This is a genomic window from Dictyobacter kobayashii (assembly GCF_003967555.1).
Classification (GTDB): Bacteria; Chloroflexota; Ktedonobacteria; order Ktedonobacterales; family Ktedonobacteraceae; genus Dictyobacter; species Dictyobacter kobayashii.
In genome coordinates, this window is the sequence record NZ_BIFS01000002.1 from 1,458,965 (window position 1) to 1,477,022 (window position 18,058).

12 protein-coding genes are annotated in these 18,058 nt (G+C 47.5%); 2 read left to right on the forward strand and 10 right to left on the reverse strand.

Annotated elements, in window-relative coordinates:
- Nucleotides 1-40: 40 nt before the first annotated feature.
- The 5 genes from dpdA to EL645_RS32915 all read right to left on the reverse strand — a co-directional run bounded on the left by dpdA (nt 41) and on the right by EL645_RS32915 (nt 6,369).
- Entirely contained in the window at nt 41-2,158 is a 2,118-nt protein-coding gene (gene dpdA, locus EL645_RS32895; protein ID WP_126556694.1) for a tRNA-guanine transglycosylase DpdA, read from the reverse strand.
- 91 nt (nt 2,159-2,249) lie between these two features.
- Nucleotides 2,250-2,897: a hypothetical protein gene (locus EL645_RS32900; RefSeq protein ID WP_126556695.1), complete on the reverse strand. Its 648-nt coding sequence runs from the start codon at nt 2,895-2,897 to the stop codon at nt 2,250-2,252.
- Nucleotides 2,898-2,926: 29 nt separating this feature from the next.
- Nucleotides 2,927-5,122 (reverse strand): hypothetical protein, encoded by a 2,196-nt coding sequence (locus tag EL645_RS32905; RefSeq protein WP_126556696.1) that lies wholly within the window; start codon nt 5,120-5,122, stop codon nt 2,927-2,929.
- A complete protein-coding gene (locus EL645_RS32910; RefSeq protein WP_126556697.1) occupies nt 5,119-5,892 on the reverse strand; it encodes a hypothetical protein in 774 nt (257 codons plus the stop codon). Before EL645_RS32910 ends, EL645_RS32905 begins: the two co-directional genes overlap by 4 nt.
- 36 nt (nt 5,893-5,928) lie before the next feature.
- Nucleotides 5,929-6,369: a helix-turn-helix domain-containing protein gene (locus EL645_RS32915; protein WP_126556698.1), complete on the reverse strand. Its 441-nt coding sequence runs from the start codon at nt 6,367-6,369 to the stop codon at nt 5,929-5,931.
- A gap of 55 nt (nt 6,370-6,424) precedes the next feature.
- On the opposite strand from EL645_RS32915, the gene EL645_RS32920 reads away from it, so the two are divergent.
- Nucleotides 6,425-7,438, forward strand: a complete 1,014-nt coding sequence (locus EL645_RS32920; RefSeq protein WP_126556699.1) for a tRNA guanosine transglycosylase family protein — start codon at nt 6,425-6,427, stop codon at nt 7,436-7,438.
- 131 nt (nt 7,439-7,569) lie between these two features.
- Entirely contained in the window at nt 7,570-7,956 is a 387-nt protein-coding gene (locus EL645_RS32925) for a hypothetical protein (protein WP_126556700.1), read from the forward strand.
- A 406-nt stretch (nt 7,957-8,362) separates the two neighbouring features.
- Here the strand turns inward: EL645_RS32925 and EL645_RS32930 are convergent, their stop codons facing one another.
- From EL645_RS32930 to EL645_RS32950, 5 genes are all read right to left on the reverse strand, one after another.
- Nucleotides 8,363-10,516: a GmrSD restriction endonuclease domain-containing protein gene (locus EL645_RS32930; protein ID WP_126556701.1), complete on the reverse strand. Its 2,154-nt coding sequence runs from the start codon at nt 10,514-10,516 to the stop codon at nt 8,363-8,365.
- 218 nt (nt 10,517-10,734) lie between these two features.
- Nucleotides 10,735-12,030, reverse strand: a complete 1,296-nt coding sequence (locus EL645_RS32935) for a MarR family transcriptional regulator (protein ID WP_126556702.1) — start codon at nt 12,028-12,030, stop codon at nt 10,735-10,737.
- Between the two features lie 3 nt (nt 12,031-12,033).
- Nucleotides 12,034-14,853 (reverse strand): type IV secretion system DNA-binding domain-containing protein, encoded by a 2,820-nt coding sequence (locus EL645_RS32940; protein WP_126556703.1) that lies wholly within the window; start codon nt 14,851-14,853, stop codon nt 12,034-12,036.
- A complete protein-coding gene (locus EL645_RS32945) occupies nt 14,853-17,621 on the reverse strand; it encodes a VirB4 family type IV secretion system protein (protein ID WP_126556704.1) in 2,769 nt (922 codons plus the stop codon). Before EL645_RS32945 ends, EL645_RS32940 begins: the two co-directional genes overlap by 1 nt.
- A complete protein-coding gene (locus tag EL645_RS32950) occupies nt 17,612-18,046 on the reverse strand; it encodes a hypothetical protein (RefSeq protein WP_126556705.1) in 435 nt (144 codons plus the stop codon). The genes EL645_RS32945 and EL645_RS32950 overlap by 10 nt, the downstream gene beginning before the upstream one ends.
- Between the last annotated feature and the right edge of the window lie 12 nt (nt 18,047-18,058).

The following is an 18,058-nucleotide window of genomic DNA, read 5'->3' on the forward strand; positions in this document are numbered from 1 at the left end:
AAATGTGCATGCACCGATCAGTAAGATCCTACCTAACAGGCTAGCTCCGTTCAATCAGTTCGCGGAAGCGCTTGTAAAACACATATGTGTTGTGGAAGCCGCGGCGGCGATTGCGGTCGTTGCTCCTAAAAATAATTACTTCTACTCCGATCGCTTTGCATATTTCGCAATTGCATTTCTTCCATGGCTGGTCTTCCAGCACACGGCGGTACAGAACCTTGTGCTGATCATAGTTGTATTCCTCGAGCTTATCGATCTCGAGCACAGTCTCCAGGGTTGTTTCTAAATCAAGCTCTCCCTTATCATAGGCGCGCACAGCCTTTAAGGCCTCTTGCTCTAACTTCTTCAACTCCTCCACGGTAGCCAGGCCCTCGCTAATTAGCGTTCTCACACGGGGGCTTGACTCATAAACAGGCGAAATTCTTAGAGCGGCATAACGCCCGCCATCCTCAGTGAAGTAGTTCGTTGTGGCGCTCATCCACGCGCGCCTTAAATAGGTCGCCGAATCGAAACTAGTCACACCAAGCTTGCGGAACATGCGCATCTCATCGCCCTCACGATCGCGAGCTACGCCAAAGAGGTGCAGATCGGTATCTTCCTTTAAGAAGGGAGATACCTCCTTCATGATTTTGTACACCTCTTCTGTCTTGGCGCGAGCCAGACCACCCAGCGCCACAAACTTGTAGCCACACTCCAGCAATTCTACAACCGCATCGCGATAGGTTTCGGGTGACCATCCCTGGGCGACGCCAACCGGGGTAAACGTATAATTGCCAGTACGGTGCAGCTCTATAAATTCCCGCGCATTCTTGCGGGTGAGTTCGTAGCGATGTTCTTTCACAGGGTAAAAAGCAGGAATAATTAAGTGATCAATTGAAACGCCATAATCAAAACCGAGATTTTGATAGTAGTCTAGGATCTCCCGTGTCTCATAGGGAGGATTCTTTTCAGCAACATAGCTAAAAGCGCCACAGTCGCCCAGGATCGGCCCTTCAAAGCGGCCAAAGGCATGAATACCCATCTCGCGAACTAAAGCCGTTTTATTCGGCCCGTCCTCAACGGTACTCTTCGAGAACAGGAGGCCATCATAGTTAGGCTTAGGGTAAATCTGATGCGCGTGAACCTCATCAATGTATTTACGCCTTCCAGGAGTGCCCCTATCATTTTCAAAATCGTATCCCGGATCAACCAGATCATCCCAGTCTGGAATAAAATAGCGCATAGGACGGCCATAATTCTTGGCTACTGGCTCGTCCGATGCTTCCATGATCTGGAATAAAGATGGTTGAGTTGCCAGTATCTGGGCTTTAGCTTGCGCAGTAGAAACGCGCCCAGCCTGGCGAAAGGGACTGACAATATCGAGAAAATGCTGTGGCGTAGGGACATCGAAGAAGCTCTTTAGACGCTCAGTGCTTGTTGGCTGCATATCCAGGACTGTATCAGCTGTGCCGGGTACGGGTTGAACAATTTGATCAGCAAAGAGTTTGAAAAGGTGCCCTTTAAGTCCAATCAGGTTACAACTGAATGAAATAGAATCATCCTGTCCCACCCGTACAAATTTATATGGGTATCCACGCGGAACGCACTTACGACTAGATGGGCCAGATAAGAAAAAGCACGGGAACTTTGGCTTGGGCTCAAAAGGTAAACCCAGGGAGAATAGATAATTCTCCCCCAGTAAGAAGAAGGCACAGGCATAATCGCCGGTCATTAAGCGATTAGCAGCCTGGGGAATATTCAACCTCTTGGCAATTGGTAGAATTTTTGATGCCGGTAAGTCGGCAAAGGTAGCGTTATATGGAGGGAGAGGTTGTTTTTCATCAACTAAACCGAACCCAGCCGAGACAATTTTCACATCCACCACTTCCGGACCAAAAGCCTTGCGCAGTTCCATGACCCCCTGCATGAGCAATTTATGCTGTAGTCCGCGATAAAGATCACCGGCTGGCTTACGATATGCCTCCAATTCTCCGAAATCGCGGGCAACACGATCGTCACTGCCCTCATCCCAGAGGTGCTCGGGCTTTAGTTGCTGCTTTTGGGAAACACCTGTAAAATCCTTATCTTTTGTACAGGAAGTAACGACCAATATCTTTCCCGGCAGCGGTTCTTTTCTAATAGCTTGTTCATCTGTTGATGCATCTGATAACAGCCTCAATGTTTTACCCTACGTCCTCTTCTATATCAACAAAATTGCTCAATTGATTAGAGACAAATTATAACTCTTCTAGCCTAGAAATAATAGACACCTAGCCTCTTTGGAGGCGCACTTCGAGCTGTTTATAGAGGTCAGGCAAGTGTTCTGCAATTTTAGCCAGAAATGGCGCATTGAATTGATCTACCGAAAGGCGGAAGCCACGGCGACTAAAATCAACCAGAACGGCAACCTCTTTTCGCGTAAAATTTTGCTTTAAAATGGGAGTAGTTCGAATAGACTGCACCTGATCCTCAGTAGAAATTGAGGCATCATTGAGCGCAACCCGTAACTGCTCCTGACTTCTCTCATACTGCATCTGATCAACCATTGAAGCTAACACCAATGCCGTATGCAATTGCGACAATGTACATGTTTGAATAAACATGCGAACAGAATTTTGTAGATCTTCCGATAATCTAAGCAACGTAGACAGCTTTCGCGACGCATCATCTTGCAGCAGTCCCAACTCACAAAGCTTGATGAACATAGAGCTGACATCCTCGTGATCCTTCAACTGTGTCAACACATTTAGAGATACCTGTACCTCATCAATGAACTCTGCGAGCGGGCGTTCATTTAAACGGAAATCGAACTCAATATCCTGAGAACGAATAGAAGAAAGCAAATACAGCGCGTGATCTAACGGAATATCAGCCGCTATATCTCCAAGCATCACCCCATCGTAAATGTTCTCACGCAATTTAAAACAGTCATCGAATAGGCGCCGAATCAGGCTAATAGCGCTAACAGATAAACGCGGCCTAGCGCGCTCCAGCGAGGGGGATAATGCTGAGGCAAAAACAATTCCACTTGTATACTCGCTTCGATAGCGGGTGGAAGCTCAACTACGAGAAACCCCAGGTTGCGCGCCCAGAGGAAAAGGGAAAAGGCAAATTGAGGGATGGACATTCCCAACTGTGCCTCGAGTCTATTTTTATTGTCATCCCTATATATGATCGATCGGAACATAATGCGAGAAAGTTTCCCACTGGTCGCGATCATTCCTCGCACATCCTGCTCCATTCTGCCGGCGGTATCCGCATAATCGTATAACAAATACGCGAGCGGCCCTATTTCCCGTTCCAGTGCAAGCCCAGAGTAATCGTCAACGCCCTCCAACTGAATGGGAGGCAAAGTATCGAAACGCGCTTGCATCCAACGCAAACTATGACTTGACTTCGCGGTATTCAATCGCGTCATGCAATCTACGGCATAACCGTCCTTAATGACTTTCGCAGTACCACGGCGCATATTCCTCAGCAGTTGTTTGTTCAACTCTTCGTTTTGTAGCCATGCTTTCACAGCCTCTTTCCCCGGATCGACCTCAACCTCTTGTTTCTTGTTCGAAGATTGAGTCTCATCCTTGCCCACGGCATGCTTAACGAGCGTCATAATGATAGGAGGTTCTTGCTGTACATCTTCTGGTACTCCAAAAAAAGTATAGATTGCGGACAAGTCTTCCCCGCATGTCTGACCAATTTGCCCTTCGGACAGGGGGCTATAGTACTCATAAATATGGGCCAAACGTGCGTCGCTATGGAAAACTGCCTGCTCAGGTTTAATGTAATCTTGAAGCACTGCCAGAAGTTCCTCATCTCGAGAAAGACGTTCGACAATTTCACGCAAATAAAGGGTAAAATAGCGAACTTTCCCCTTTCCCTCCGGCAACGCCCTGAATAGGCGTCGCAAAATGTTTTCGTTAAACGGTGCCAGGATATCTTCGTCATACCCAAGGTCAAGGAGAACACAATGCTTGAATGAAGGGCAGGATTTATTGCATGGAACGCCATTGAACCGTTTATATTCCCCGAGATAGAGACGAGCATAATCAGTGCAGTTCTTCTCATTTAAAAAGGAAGATGATAACCCATACTCATCTGAAAGCCAGAGCTTTCGCACTCGATCATCGATCGTATCTAAATATTGGATACGATCGAGTAGCTCTTTACCCCGCAAAGTGGAATCCAGTGAGTTGGGGGTTACCCCGACGAGCACATCCCAGCAACCCTCTTCTAAGGTCATAAAGTAGTCCAATAAATCTGTAGCGAACAGATTAATGGATTGCACCAAGTCATCAATCAACAAAATTGGCCGCTGATGATAGGTCTCTTGAATATAAAAAGCGACGCGCTTAAGGAGCACTGCGAAGTTAAGGCCTTCGAATAATTGTTCTCGAAAGACTTTCAATATTGCATGACGCAAAGCTTCATATTCAAGTGGAATGGGAATGGCGCTATCGCGGAGCATTTGATTGAGGTCCTCACGACTGAACAACTCGATGAACTGCTCAATATTGCTATCAACCACATTCATAGCCGAAAAGTAGCGTTCCAAGTTGGATTGAACAACATCAATGAGATGATAATATAAGGCATTAATATGATCATCTGAAGTAAGCAATTGCTCAAGCGCTGTTAAAACCAGGATTTTCGCAAATGTACGGGGCTTCTGCCGGCACTCCTCCCAACGGCGTTGAGTAGCTTCCTGAAAAATGGGCTCAGGCAATAAATGTTGAAACCGCTGAAAGATATGGAAGATATCGAGGTCAGTTCGCGAAATGCGTATCATGACTCCTGCTCTCACCTGATCGCATTGCTCTACCTGAGTTTGCAACCAACGAAGTAGCTCCGACTTGCCAGATCCTGCCGCCCCGTAGAGGATCATGACACGGTTTCCCACGGTCTTGTTCGGCTGCAATAATTCGGTCAGCAGTTCGTTTTCAGAAAGGGCCGTAGTCCTGCCGAAATGATGTGACTGAAGAGTCATTGGAAAATGCGTGCGTAGAAAGTCGCTGGCCCCGTTTGACAGATAGCGCTGGTCTGCAGTTAAGGCAAACACATTGATACCTCGAGAGGAAAGGCAGGGTAATTTTGATACGGGCAAACCATTGGGTTGGTGAACTTGTATACCTGATATTTTTTTCATAACATTTTTATTCCTCTTAAACGACGTGTTCCAAAGTATGGGCGCGAGGGAGAGTCCTGCTTCGTTGAAAGTTTGATACAATCTTGCTGTTCTAAATGCTCTAATGTGGCGAGAATAGGGAGGGATACTTCATCGCGGGAAGTAAGGCAGGGTAAATAGCATTGTAAATAATCTTCCAGGAATTCTTGCAGCGTCCCTTCTCTTTGAGGCCAGTATTGCATAATATGATGCACTAAATTGGGATTATACTGGCAGAGAAAACCGCTTCCCATACGATATCCTACGCCCAAAAATTCCATAACCCGTTTCCACGCATTTACCTTTTCAATGCTGATGCCACCTATCTGCTGGGCTAACTCTAGTTGGTTAGCCGCCCCGTGTACATCGCCAACCCAAACTCTATTGGGTAATACATAGAGTTGCTCTAACAACGTTATGTAGAGATGATCGGTCATAATGCCCCTGGGAAAAAGCTGTTCCATTTTGCGGAAACGACGAAGGAGCAACGCAGAGAAGGCGAGCTTTTCCTCTATATCATCTTCAAAGGGGGTGGTGGCATAGCAATCGTCCCCCTCTATTAACTCTGCGGATCGTAAATAAGTTAAGCCGTCATCGATATTTTTGGTCTGGCCTTTTGAACTGATATTGGCATGGGGTACAAAAGAAGCATACACAAATGCGCGATCAACGCCGCCATGGCTATGCGTATGTTTTCGTATGAACGAATAGAGGGACTCCAACTCCGGCCCATATACAGTGACAAATAACATAAATACACGTAACCTTTACAACAAGTAATGGTTCTCTCAAGATGGAGGTTTTTCTTCATGATGAGAGGAACTCTCAGCTAGCGATGCAGCCACGTTCAGAACAATTTTCATTTGCGCAGGACTCAATTGCTGACCTAGCTGAACCAATTGAATCATATCTTCACGGTGAAGAGCGGATAAAAGCTCTTGAGAAAACTCAGGAGTCGATACCAGTATTACTGAGTTTGGATCAGCGTGCTCCCCATTAAACACAAATACAAGAGGCAATTTCAATGCTCTGGCAATCTTTTGCAACGTCATTAAAGTGGGACTAGCCTGACCCTTTTCAATGGTACCGATATGAGTATACGTCAGCGGCTTTTCGCCTTTTATAAGCTGCTTTTTCGATAAGTTTGCCAATTGTCGCAAGCTTATTCCTTTGCTTTCTCGCTTCTCTCGCAAATACTTCCCTAAGTCATCTCTGTCCACTTGCGTCACCGTTTCTTTTAGTGTAACATAGTGTTATGTTATTTTCAACACCGAGGAATATACAATGGAATTTTACGTAAGCTGGTCGCACAGCGATCCGCTCTATCAACTTTACGATGAGCGTTGCAGCATGCTTATCAGTATCACTGCGGTGAGCCATATCTGGCGGCTATCTCGCTTTCCGAAGTTACCTTATCACGTTATGCTTGATAGCGGGAGTTACAGCTATATCTCAAATGGCTTATCACTACCAACGCCAAAGGCGGTCTTCCAGCGGCAACTGGCCATACTGATGGGCACAACAACTCCTGCAATAGTCTGCTCTGTCGACCATCCCATATTTGGCAAAAGTCTTTCACTAACTGATAAAAATCGCGCAATTGATAAGACTATCGCCAATTCCTGGGAATTAAAGACACTGGTAGCAGAATACTATAGGAGCGTTGGAATTGACAAGCAAAATCTCCCGCTGATAGAACCTTTGGCAATAGTTCAGGGCTACGATACAGCTTCGCTAAAATACTGTGCACGCCAACTACAGGCGATGGGACATACTCGCTTTGGGCTGGGCTCTATGGCACATCTCTACAATATGAAGGAGATTGTACGGCGCGTCGAAGCAGTTCAATCAGTGGTAGGTAAGCCCATTCATATCTTCGGCGTCAGCGCTATCGAGACGATGAAAATTTTAGAAGAGCTCCAGGTCGCCTCTGTTGACTCAGCGCGCCCGATCAAATCAGCGATCTATAACGCCATTTTGTATAGCGAGCCATTTCAGCGTTTTGGTATCGCGGGGAGTATCTTTCGCAATGGCGAAAAAAAATTCAGTGATCACAAGTTGTTAGAACAGCTATCTCGACCATGCCCCTGCCCCGTATGCAACAATAACATTAATAACAATATACTGAAGCTTAAAGTGAGGAAGTACTTGCTTTTACGAGCAATCCATAACTACTACCATGTAAAGAAGATGATTGCAGGATGGACAGAAGAGAACGAGGTCAAAAAAATCGAAAGCAATCTATATCAATCCGTTCATCATCAACAAGATACTCCACATCCCATCGGCATTGAGTGAGAGCATTATGGAGCTCAAAGAATAAAGCAGAAAGGGCTATTAACCTATACACCATAGGGATCATGAGCTAATCTATAAAGACCAGGCATATTGAACCTCTTAGGCGTAGAATTGCTAGAGGAGATTTTTCCGTGATTGAATTAGTAGCTTTGCCGAATAATCCTACAGGACAAAGGATGCTCGAACAGCATATTATAGATATTCCTCCGTGCTGCCCAGTTAGCAAAAATCCTCGACCTGGTTCTACTATTACGATATCTTATCGAGCAAAAGAACTCGTGCTAGATATTACGCCCCTATATGCATATATTCGTACCTTTGTCGGGGGACTCAGAAATGACGAGGGGCAACTGTTAGTACGCGATATGGAAGGTATGCTTTTAAAGATTGCGCATGACTGTGCCCAGGTCGTGGACGTACCAGTACGAGTTACCGCCAATCTAATAGTGCTACCAAAACAGCATATGCGTGTCGTTGCAAGAGGGTATCCATCCAAGACAGGACATATCAATTCTTGAAGAGGATAAAAGCAGTCCAGGCGTTACCAATTTTTTCGCGCGCTTGAGACGATTTGACAGAGAGTGCTACTCATTCTTTTATATCAATAATCAGAGTTACTGCTAGATTAGACTTTAGATGCCATGTGCCAGCAAATACACCAAATCCATCATCCTGATATCTCTCCCATTTATCATAAAGTTGCTCATTGGGGCTAATTCCTCCCGTACTGACTTACCAATTTTCCTTGCCTGATCCTCCGTCTACTGCATACTTGAACCTGCCTTATATCAAACTAATCATATATCCAATAGAGAGGAGAATAACGATAGTACATTCAGATTGAATTTAAACTTTATACAGTGAAATCACTTGACCTTGCTCTTGATTCTGCAAAAGCAAGGCCAAAATGCCAATGATCAAAGATTATGGCTCCCAATGCATGCCAATATAGTTGTGTGATTCCTCTACATTCAGCAATTTAGTAGTATTACCATTACGAATATAAAACTCTGTGATGTCTTTGCCATTTTCTTTACCTTTCAAATAAATAGGCTTTGGACCACGCTCCACTTCCACAATGGCAACCGTATGCCCTTCATAACGCTCAAAGGTAAGATGAACCAGAGGACCAAATCCGACATCCAAGTAATTCATAAACGTATCACGAAACAGAAGATCATACTTATCACGATCATTGAGGCTCATATCCATGGGCTTATGATTAAGATCATACTCGATGCCTAAAACGGTTCCATTATCAGCAACACCAATAAGCAGTGTTCCACCTTCTACATTCATAAAACCCGCAATCGTTTTGCAAATCACTTTTTGCAGATCAGAATTGTATTTTTGCTGCTTGAGATCCCATCTCAGGCTAGACTTATACTCTAGAACGGCACTCTCTCCTATTGCCAAATAATCAACTAGCGTTGGCTTTACATCTATCTCTGGCTCAGTTATCAATCCTGCCATAGTGCTATTAATAGCATCGGCGATTAACTTGCGGCGTGCAACTAAGAAACCTTCAAAATTTTCAATGCTCCATGTAGCTTTGTCTAGTGGTACAAACTGTTTTGACAAAGCACCAGCATATTTTTGCTCTATAGAGCCAAGGTAATGGGAAGGATCAGTGTCACTCAAGGTAACCTCAGAATCAGCAGTGAGAAATGCACGATTAGCAATCTCGTTAACTAATTCTTTATGTAAACGATTTTCTGGATTATACTTGCCATACTTGTACAACAAGTTATAAGGAAAAACATAGCAATTATTGATAGCATAGGCCTTTTCAGCAGGAGCACTAAGAGGAATACCATTAAACCAATCAACTGCATTATGGGATTTAGCTATGATGTACATCATACGATAGAGAGGATGCTGGATACCACGTCCTTCCAGATCACTTGGCTTCACTTCAATACGACCGCGTTGCTCAATAATCGCATCAACCAGCTCTTTCCAAGGACTATCACTACGCTGCACAATAGATATATCATGATCTAATTTTTGATCAGTCTGGCTGCTATAACGGCTCCACATAATTGCAGCATACAGCCAATGAATACAATGTCGCAATTCTTTGTCGTCAGAAAATTTTCCCTCATGCCGGGCAAGATACACAATTAAAGGAACCAACACATTGGTAGAGCTCAGATCAGCAGTAGAATGAATAAAGGCTGCGCCTGGGAGAACAGTCACCAGATAGTCAAGAATCTTTTGTAGTTTTTCCCATCCTTCAAGTAATGGCTCACGCTCGGTTCTATGAATAACCTCATACAAAGCACGTCCATGGATAATACCTATCAGGCTACGCACCATAAAAGTAAGATCAAATGAAAAACGCTTACTACCTAAATCTTCTAGCTTTTTCTTCATGGCTCGACGAGCTACAGGCCATTTACCAGTGATATGAGTAAGTGCAAGTTCCGCATCAGTGAGCTTTGTGCCAAGGCTATTCACACGATCGAATACATCAATAGCAGCGTCGATATCTGCTGAATCAGGTACAATCTGAACAGGATATTCTTTGCTTACAATATTACAAAGCTTGGTAAGATTCTCTTGATAATGCTGTGCTAATTTGAATTGCTCCTCAACGGTATTTTCAGAAGAGAATTTTTTATGAACGATATCAAAGACCTTCACACCATACGTGGAATCAAAGCAAGCTGTCACAGGAACCCAGGTCGGGTTCGTCCTCATACGTGTTGCTTGATAATATTGAAAATCGCCAGATTCGAGATCAAAATACAAATCTCGTGGATCATTCTTAATATCTTCAGCACGATAATATGGGGGAATACGATTTGTCAGTAACAAATAGAGAGTAGTAAGCCGTTGCTGCCCATCCAACATAACCTGCGTGGCTCCCAACTTATCAACTGGAAATGATATATTCTTTAACTCAGGGGGATTAGGAGTTTTCCAAAACAGCAAACTGCCCGTTGGATATCCACGAAACAAAGATATTATAAGCTGCTTTGCTTGCTCTTGTGTCCACACATATTCGCGCTGAAACTCAGGTAGTACTAGATGCTGATTACGGATATCCGAAATGAGATCACCCAGTTTTGCCATTTTTTGCTTTCTCCTTATTTACAACAAGCATCCGTGAAATAATTTCTAACACAATAGATGATGGTAAGCACTCTATAAAATTTTTACAATACTTAATGTACACGTATATATAAAACGTAAATTTATGTGCTTAATAACTCATACATTTAAAATGCAAAACAAAGTCCACTTTTCAGCACTGTGCTGAAAAGTGGACTTTCATAGAATTTGGAACTTCCTCAATGAGGTTTGCGCTCTTTTTGAGCCGCTATAAACCGTTGGCCGCGGTTGGTTAAACAGAAAAAGGTGCCTCGCTGTGTGTTGCGGGCAGTCACGCATTTCCATTGGATAAGCTCGGAGAGGGAACGCCTTACTGTTGGCTCATCTATGTATAGTAGAGCGGCAATATCTTTGCGTGAAAGTTGGGAGTGGTGGTAGAGAATAGTAAGAACGTCCAGATGGCGACGATATAGACGCAATCCTAGTAGTGCGATTATTTCTTTCTCCGGGATTTTTCTCTCTTTGTCAGGGGTAAGTTGGGCGGCTCGTTGCATGAAATGGCCTTTGATGACAGCTTTTGGCTGGCTGCCATCATCCTCTACCGGGCAATAGGGGAGCCCTATTTTCGTCCCGGGTGTTTTTTCGTAGAGTGAACCTGAAGATTGGTGAGAAGATACAACCGTTAGTTCTGGAAATGTTGATAAAGGTTCGTCATAAGCGTAGGTGGTCACAAATATATCAAGTTGCGTATCTGGACAGGCGGAGAGAGTTTCATTGATGGTTTCAATCCAGGGTGTTCGATCCTGCTTTGATGGTGTCACGATGATCATTGGGGAAAATGGTTGTCCTGGATAATGGTGTGTAAACGCTTTTTGGAAGTGGAGTAGTGCTTGGATTCTTTGTTGGATGATAGGTTTGCTGTGCCTGGCAGCATAGCCAGAATCAAGCAAATAGAATAGATGAAAATATGTGTCTGATCTGGTAAATGTGAGCACAGCATCAGCTACTGGCGCCCTTTTATGAGGAGTATGAGTAAAGGGATTGTGGTATTCATGCAGCCATTCCCATGATGCCTGTGTTTGTGGTGGGGTGGATGTTTCCCAGTATTTAATAGTGCGGTTTATTATTTGTTGCAAGGCGCGCTCGGATTGCAGACGTGGTAGCCATGTTAAGAGGTCGCTATCGCGTTGCTTCCAGCGTATTGCGACTTCATGTGGTGATACGCCTGATTGGCGAGCTATAGTATGCATCCCTGTAGGGGAAAGATGGTAGAAGGATGTCGCTTTGGTACGATGGCATTGGTAGGCAATAACTTCGACCAGACCTTGCTCTATCGCTTGTTGTATGCGGCGATATGCTGAGGAAGGATGCCATTGCAGGGCGAGTGCTATGTCTTCGCAATCTTGAAAAGGATGCTGGAGTAACCAGTATAATAGCCGTCGTTGAGGACTGGCATCGCTATCGATTTCTTCGGCATAGACTATTTTGTTATAGTGCTGCACCTCTGTAGCATAAAGCCTGGTTGCTGTAGACATGGATTATACTCTTCCTTCTTGCTGCTTGGCCGAGTGTGCTTTCTCGCGCTTCTCCTCACTCTTGCGTCCACGGTAGCCATGGTGTTGCCGGGCGAGAGAGGCTGATGGCTTTTCATCCTTGAGTTGTGGCGAAGTAGGTTGGCCCGCATCGTCATCCCAGGGTGGCATGAGCATCAGAGAAGCGGCCATTGCATTGCGTAATTGTTCATCAACGAGTGGCGCTGAAACGGTATAGTGATTCTGGCTGGCCTGACGTATTTGCTCGGCACGCTGTTGATCACCATGGAGCGGAGGAGACAACTTCATAGAGAAGGTTGGTTGCCGATGTTGCTGATAGAGGAGCTTGACATAACACATGTAGGTATCAAGATTCACAATATCATCGGATTCAACACCAAGCTCGGCATGGATCCCTTCTGCATCACTGGCAGACATGTGAAAGACGATGTATTGTTTGACGTTGGCCAGAACAACGTGCAGAAGCGAGGCATCCATGTCAGCCAAATATTCCAAGGATTGTGTCGCCAAGTAGAAGGCGGCACCATATTTGCGTAGTTCGGCCAGCGCTCCCCAGTCGACGCCTTTGAGAACCTGAAATTCATCAATGAGGATGCCAAGGCGTTTGCGCTGCTGCTCGACCAGGTTGCCTTGTTCTTCCAGCGTAATCTGTAAGAGACCCAGGAGGGTCGCGCCAAGCAGACGTGCAACATCTTCACCAACGACGCCCTTCGCAAGCTTGACCAGGACAATCTTTTCCTGCTGGATACAGTCAGTGAAATTGACGGTGGAGAGCGATTGTCCCACGATGCGGCGAGCCAGTTGGCTCTCGAATTTTGCGACTTTGGACAGGACTGGGTCACTCCGCTCACGCTGCATGAGTGGATTCAAGGGATTGTAGTAGAGATTCCACCAGCGCAGGATAAAGGGATCCTCGATCTGACAAAGAAGCGCCTGGCAAAAGTGCTCGTTGGTCAGCACCATCATCACGTCCAATAAGGTATATTGGCGCTGTGGTTCTCCTTGTGCGACTAGGGCTCGATTGGCTTCAAATAAGGTCCGAAGTGCATATTCAAAGGCATTTTCCATACGCGATCCCCAGGATGAGGCCCAGATATGCGCCAGCGTTTTCAAGAGATCAGAAATGGCTTTATCACGTCCACGACCAAGGCTGGCATCCAGGGGATTAAAGCCAATCACATGCTCTCCATCGGAAAGATCGAGCAAGACCACGTCATCGATCCGCTGTTCTGGCACCAGGGCAAGAATATGCTCGACCAGATCGCCATGCGGATCAATCACCACTAAGCCTCCTTGCTGCATGGCTTCGCAGGCCAGATACTCTAGACAGGTGCTCTTCCCTTCGCCTGACTTACCGCCGATAAACAGATGGGTTGCTAAGGCTTCATGGGGGATCATCACCGGTACGTGATGTCCAGCGTGCTGAGAAATGCCAATAGGCTCTCCTTGTATGGATCGCTGAGCCAATGGCAACGGAAGTGGAAGGGTGCGCACCGATGTGTGCTCGAAAAAGGCAAGGGTAGAGAGCAACGACGATGTAGGTAGATGCCAGAGGGACGCCAGCGTATCAACACTCATGATATGGCGCGAAGAGGTAAGGCCACTCCACCAGCCTTCTGCTGTTCCTAAATAACCGTGATAGCCCTGGACAGAGCGCACAGCCCGGCGCAAAGAAAGTCGCTTCGGCACAAAATAGTTCCCAGAGGCCAGATGATATTGGCGATAGGCCGCAATCAATCGCGCCAGCATGTACTGATCTTTTCGACGCTGATACAAGAACGAAAACAAGGGAGTAAACAGCCCTGATCGAGAAAGATTACGCTTTGTCTCCACACAGTGCGCATCACAGATAATATAGAGGCGAAAGCGCACCCGATAGGCCATTTGCGAGGTTTTGTGACCAACAAGTGCCTGATCATATAACGGTAACTTCCGAGCACGCCTGCGAAGTTGATCTATTCCTATAAAGAGAAGACAGAGAACACCCAGCAGCAGAAACAGAGGGAGTGGCAATGCTCCAGGCAGAGATGCTTGACCATGGTGAGGGGATATCAATCCCTGTATAAATGCGGTCGCTTGCGTGAGAAACAAGGCTGGCAGAAAGGTTTGCCCTTGTCGATAACTGATGATCAAGAGAAGAAGAACCACGCCCAACAAGAGCAGAGGAAAACCTGGCGCCTGTTCACCAGCCTGACGTTGCCGGGCAATCTGCGTCTGTCGTTCTTGCTGGCGCTCAGGCTCCAGAGCATGTTCCAGGGCTTTACGTTGATCACGTCGGGACCAGTTCACTGGAGCAGGAATGAGTGCCAATTGAGAAATCACACGCACCCCATTCGGAAGTTGATCGAGCGCGCCCAGAACCCCCACAAGGGGATCCTGAGCGCTGGTAGAAGCAACATCGTTCTCCTGCCAGGAACGCAATGGCAGGTATGAAGCCGCCCCGGCCTTCAACTCAACGGCCGAAACCGTCTCGCCCGGACGCAGCACAAAAGGATCGTCAGTGACTGCCATCCTGCGAAAATCGGCTTGTGGATACCGCGCTCGCAACTGGGTTACCGCATGATCCAGGCCTTCCTGGGTCTTGGAGCGGATCAATAAACGACGCTGCGTAGCTGTGCCGGTCAGTTCAAGGGTGATCGGAGCATGTCGATCCAGGACCAGACTATGCATAGCCGACGTGAGGCTGATTCCTTCCATCTCATGCTCTCGAGCGGAAGGAATCACGCACACAACATAGCGGTTATCCTGAAACGAAGATCCGGCGAACCCTGAATTTTCATCACGCCTTTGTTTGGGATCCATCATCACCGAACCTCTTCTCGAGGCAACGGGCCCAATTCGGCTGAAACAGCATAGCCCTCGTCCTTCTGCTGCCTCCCAAGGACGCGATCGAAGGCCAGAAGTTTCTGCACAATATGCTCAACGTGAGCATACTTGGGATCCTGCTTCCAACGAGCGATCTCGCGCGGATCGGTGGTCGCCAGAATGTGCTCAAGCTCGCTGGTTTCAAAGCGAACGTGCAGGCGCTTCTCACTGGTGGTCAGCAAGGCTTCTCCGATACTGAGCCGACGCAGCAATTGGATTTCACGATCCGAGAGTTTGAACATCGAACCTACCAGATCTAATGAAGTAGCATCTTGCCGCATCAGGACATGGGTCGCACAGTTGGCCGGGATCGCACTATCACGAAAGATCACGGGATGCTGCGAGATAATCGTCACACCCAGATAGTGTTTGCGAGCCCGACGCACCAGATCCTCGAGAAAGAGCGCGCCACTTTCAAACTGATAGAGGGTCGCCGCCTCATCGACGATCAATTGTCTGGGAATCGAGGACTGAAACGACTGCGTCCAGACAAAATTGGAGACCAGGAACAACCCGATCGGACGAAGTTCACTCTCCATATCATGGATATCAAAGACAATCACCGCGCTATCAAGGGCGATATTAGATGGGCCGGAAAAGAGGCCAGCCAGCGAACCATGGACATAGCGACGCAGACGCTGGGTCAGGCTGGTGGGATCAGGGCCACAGATGCCACTCTCGAGCACATCATACAGATCGCGCATCAAGGGCGCCGGACGATCATGGGTCTTGCTCTCCGTGGTAATGCCGACCTTCCGATAACATTCATACAGGGCACGATCCAGTAAGCCTTTCTCATTGGCAGTCAGTTTCCCGACGTGGTCAGGAGCCCGATCAGCCAGCATAATTTCCAGCAACGAATGCAACCTCTGCACATGATCCGCCAACCGATCGCCGTGGTCAGCCTCATGTCTGGCAGGTCGATCCGTCGCTCGACGAGGAAGATCAAAGGGATTAATATGGTGGATCGATCCTGGTGCCAGGCGAATGACCTGGCCGCCGAGCGCAGCGGTCAAACGACCATATTCACGTTCCGGATCAATAATAATGACTTGAAAGGCCTGGGAAGGGGTCTTTCCTCCTTTTGGTTGCGATGGATTGGAGGCATACTTCAGAGCCATACGCATAATTGACGCTTTGACCTGATGTGACTTGCCCCATCCAGGAGGCCCAAGAATGATGCGGTTGGCATTGGCCATCTCCGCACTCCAGGCATCCACAATGACCGGATCGCCCTGAGGCGTAATCCCTTCGAGGATGCCCTCGAAATGAAATAACGAGTTGGATAAAAACGGAAACATGGTCGACGCACTGCGGCTATCCAGCAGGATACCTCGCCCCAATTGATTGCGGGCATAGGGCAGGCACGAACGGAAAGCTTGTTCTTGCTCAAAGAGCGCACTGCGGACCTTGAGCAGCATATTCTGCAACACCGATTGCACGCGTTCAGTCCGTTCCTGTACCTCTCGACGGCTCGCTCCGCGCAGCAGGACCAGCATAGAGACATCCAACATACGCTCTTCACCACTCGCCAGTCGATCAATCAAATCATTTACATCCGACTCGGCAATCTTCAGATCAGGATCCACCTCATTGCCCTTGCGGTGCGCGATCATGCGCGAGGACTGATACTCCATTTGCCGTCGACGGAACTGCTGGACCATCAACGAGGAGTTCAGCGGCTGGACATGAAAGCTCACCTCCATCGGCTCATCGAGTTCGGCCAACGGCCGGAGCCAACCCGGTGCGACCATACGTGGCAAATGAGACACAACCAGCGTGCGCCCATACTCCTCCTCAATCTTGAGCATATCGGGCGACACGATGACCGCCGCAGGAGCGATCAAATCAGCCAGTTGGGAGAAATGGGCAACCTGTGAAGCGTCAGGAACACGCTCTGGAGGAATATCATTCTTCTTCCGGGTACGACCAGATAATTGAACCATGTTCAAGCGTGGTTGCACGACCACCGGACGTTCAAGGCCATCCACCAATTCTGGCGCAAGCGGATAGCTGTCCGCGCGCTTCGGCAGCAGGCATGAGTAATACAATGGAGCTAACTCCTGCTCACCGGCAAGACGACGGACGCTGACATGCATATTGGCAAGTACACGCAGAATATCACTGACGCGGACATCTAGTTCCTGCCGTGCGCGCGCTAATGACATAGCCACATGCTGCTGGTGCTGACGCTTGCCATGTGGCAATACCCTCTGCCATGTTGATGAGATATGAGGTGACGTTTGCTGGACACGCACCACGAGATAGATTTTACGGTCCAGCAACGTGCGCTGAGAGGCCAGTTGTTCCAAAAAACGCCGATGCGAATCCATGAGCGGTTCCCAGATGCCGTGTTCAAGCGCAGCGTCCTCCCTCGAAAACTGAGCCAGGTAGGCCGAGAGATTCAAGGGCAAGACACGCCACAAGATTTGCACTGGATAGGATAACGCACTCAGAAATGCTTGATACAGATCATTGATGAGGCGTTGTTCCTCCTCGCTCTTCAAATCATAGCTGATCCCCTCAATCTGCAAAACAGTGGCATACTCATAGCAGCCCGGCGTAGACGTGGACAGCGCAAGCACATCATCATGAATGATCCGGACATCCACAAACCGCTCCTGGACGCTTCCTTTCTTCGGCTTGCGCATCAACGCAGCCTCACGCCGCTCGACCTGTGTCGGCGGTGGCAATTTCGTTAGAGCCATGCAGTCATCTCCTCTTCTTCCTCCTGAACGGATGTCGACAGATCAACTGGTCCTGATGTACGCTCAGCTATAGAAATTGGCCGCCATAACGAAACGGGCGGTTTTAGGCGATAGCGTAAGAACAGGGCCGCCCATTCTTCCACATAGCAACCGCCAAACTGCATGGTCGCAGTCACTAATGTCGCCACGGCGAGGAGCACGGGAAAAGAGACGCGCAGAACCAATCCCAGCGGACCAAAAACGTCCAATCCCTCCAGATGGTTCCAGAGATTAAAAGCCGTACTCCAACCCAATAAAAAGATCAGCCCCTGGCGGATTGTGATATGAAAGGTAATCCCAAATAATGGAAGCGCAATCTTATCCGGCACGTTCAAATGCGTCGGGATCTGATAGCGGGTCGACGTCCCCGCTGACGGTGTTGACATAAAGATCTCCTT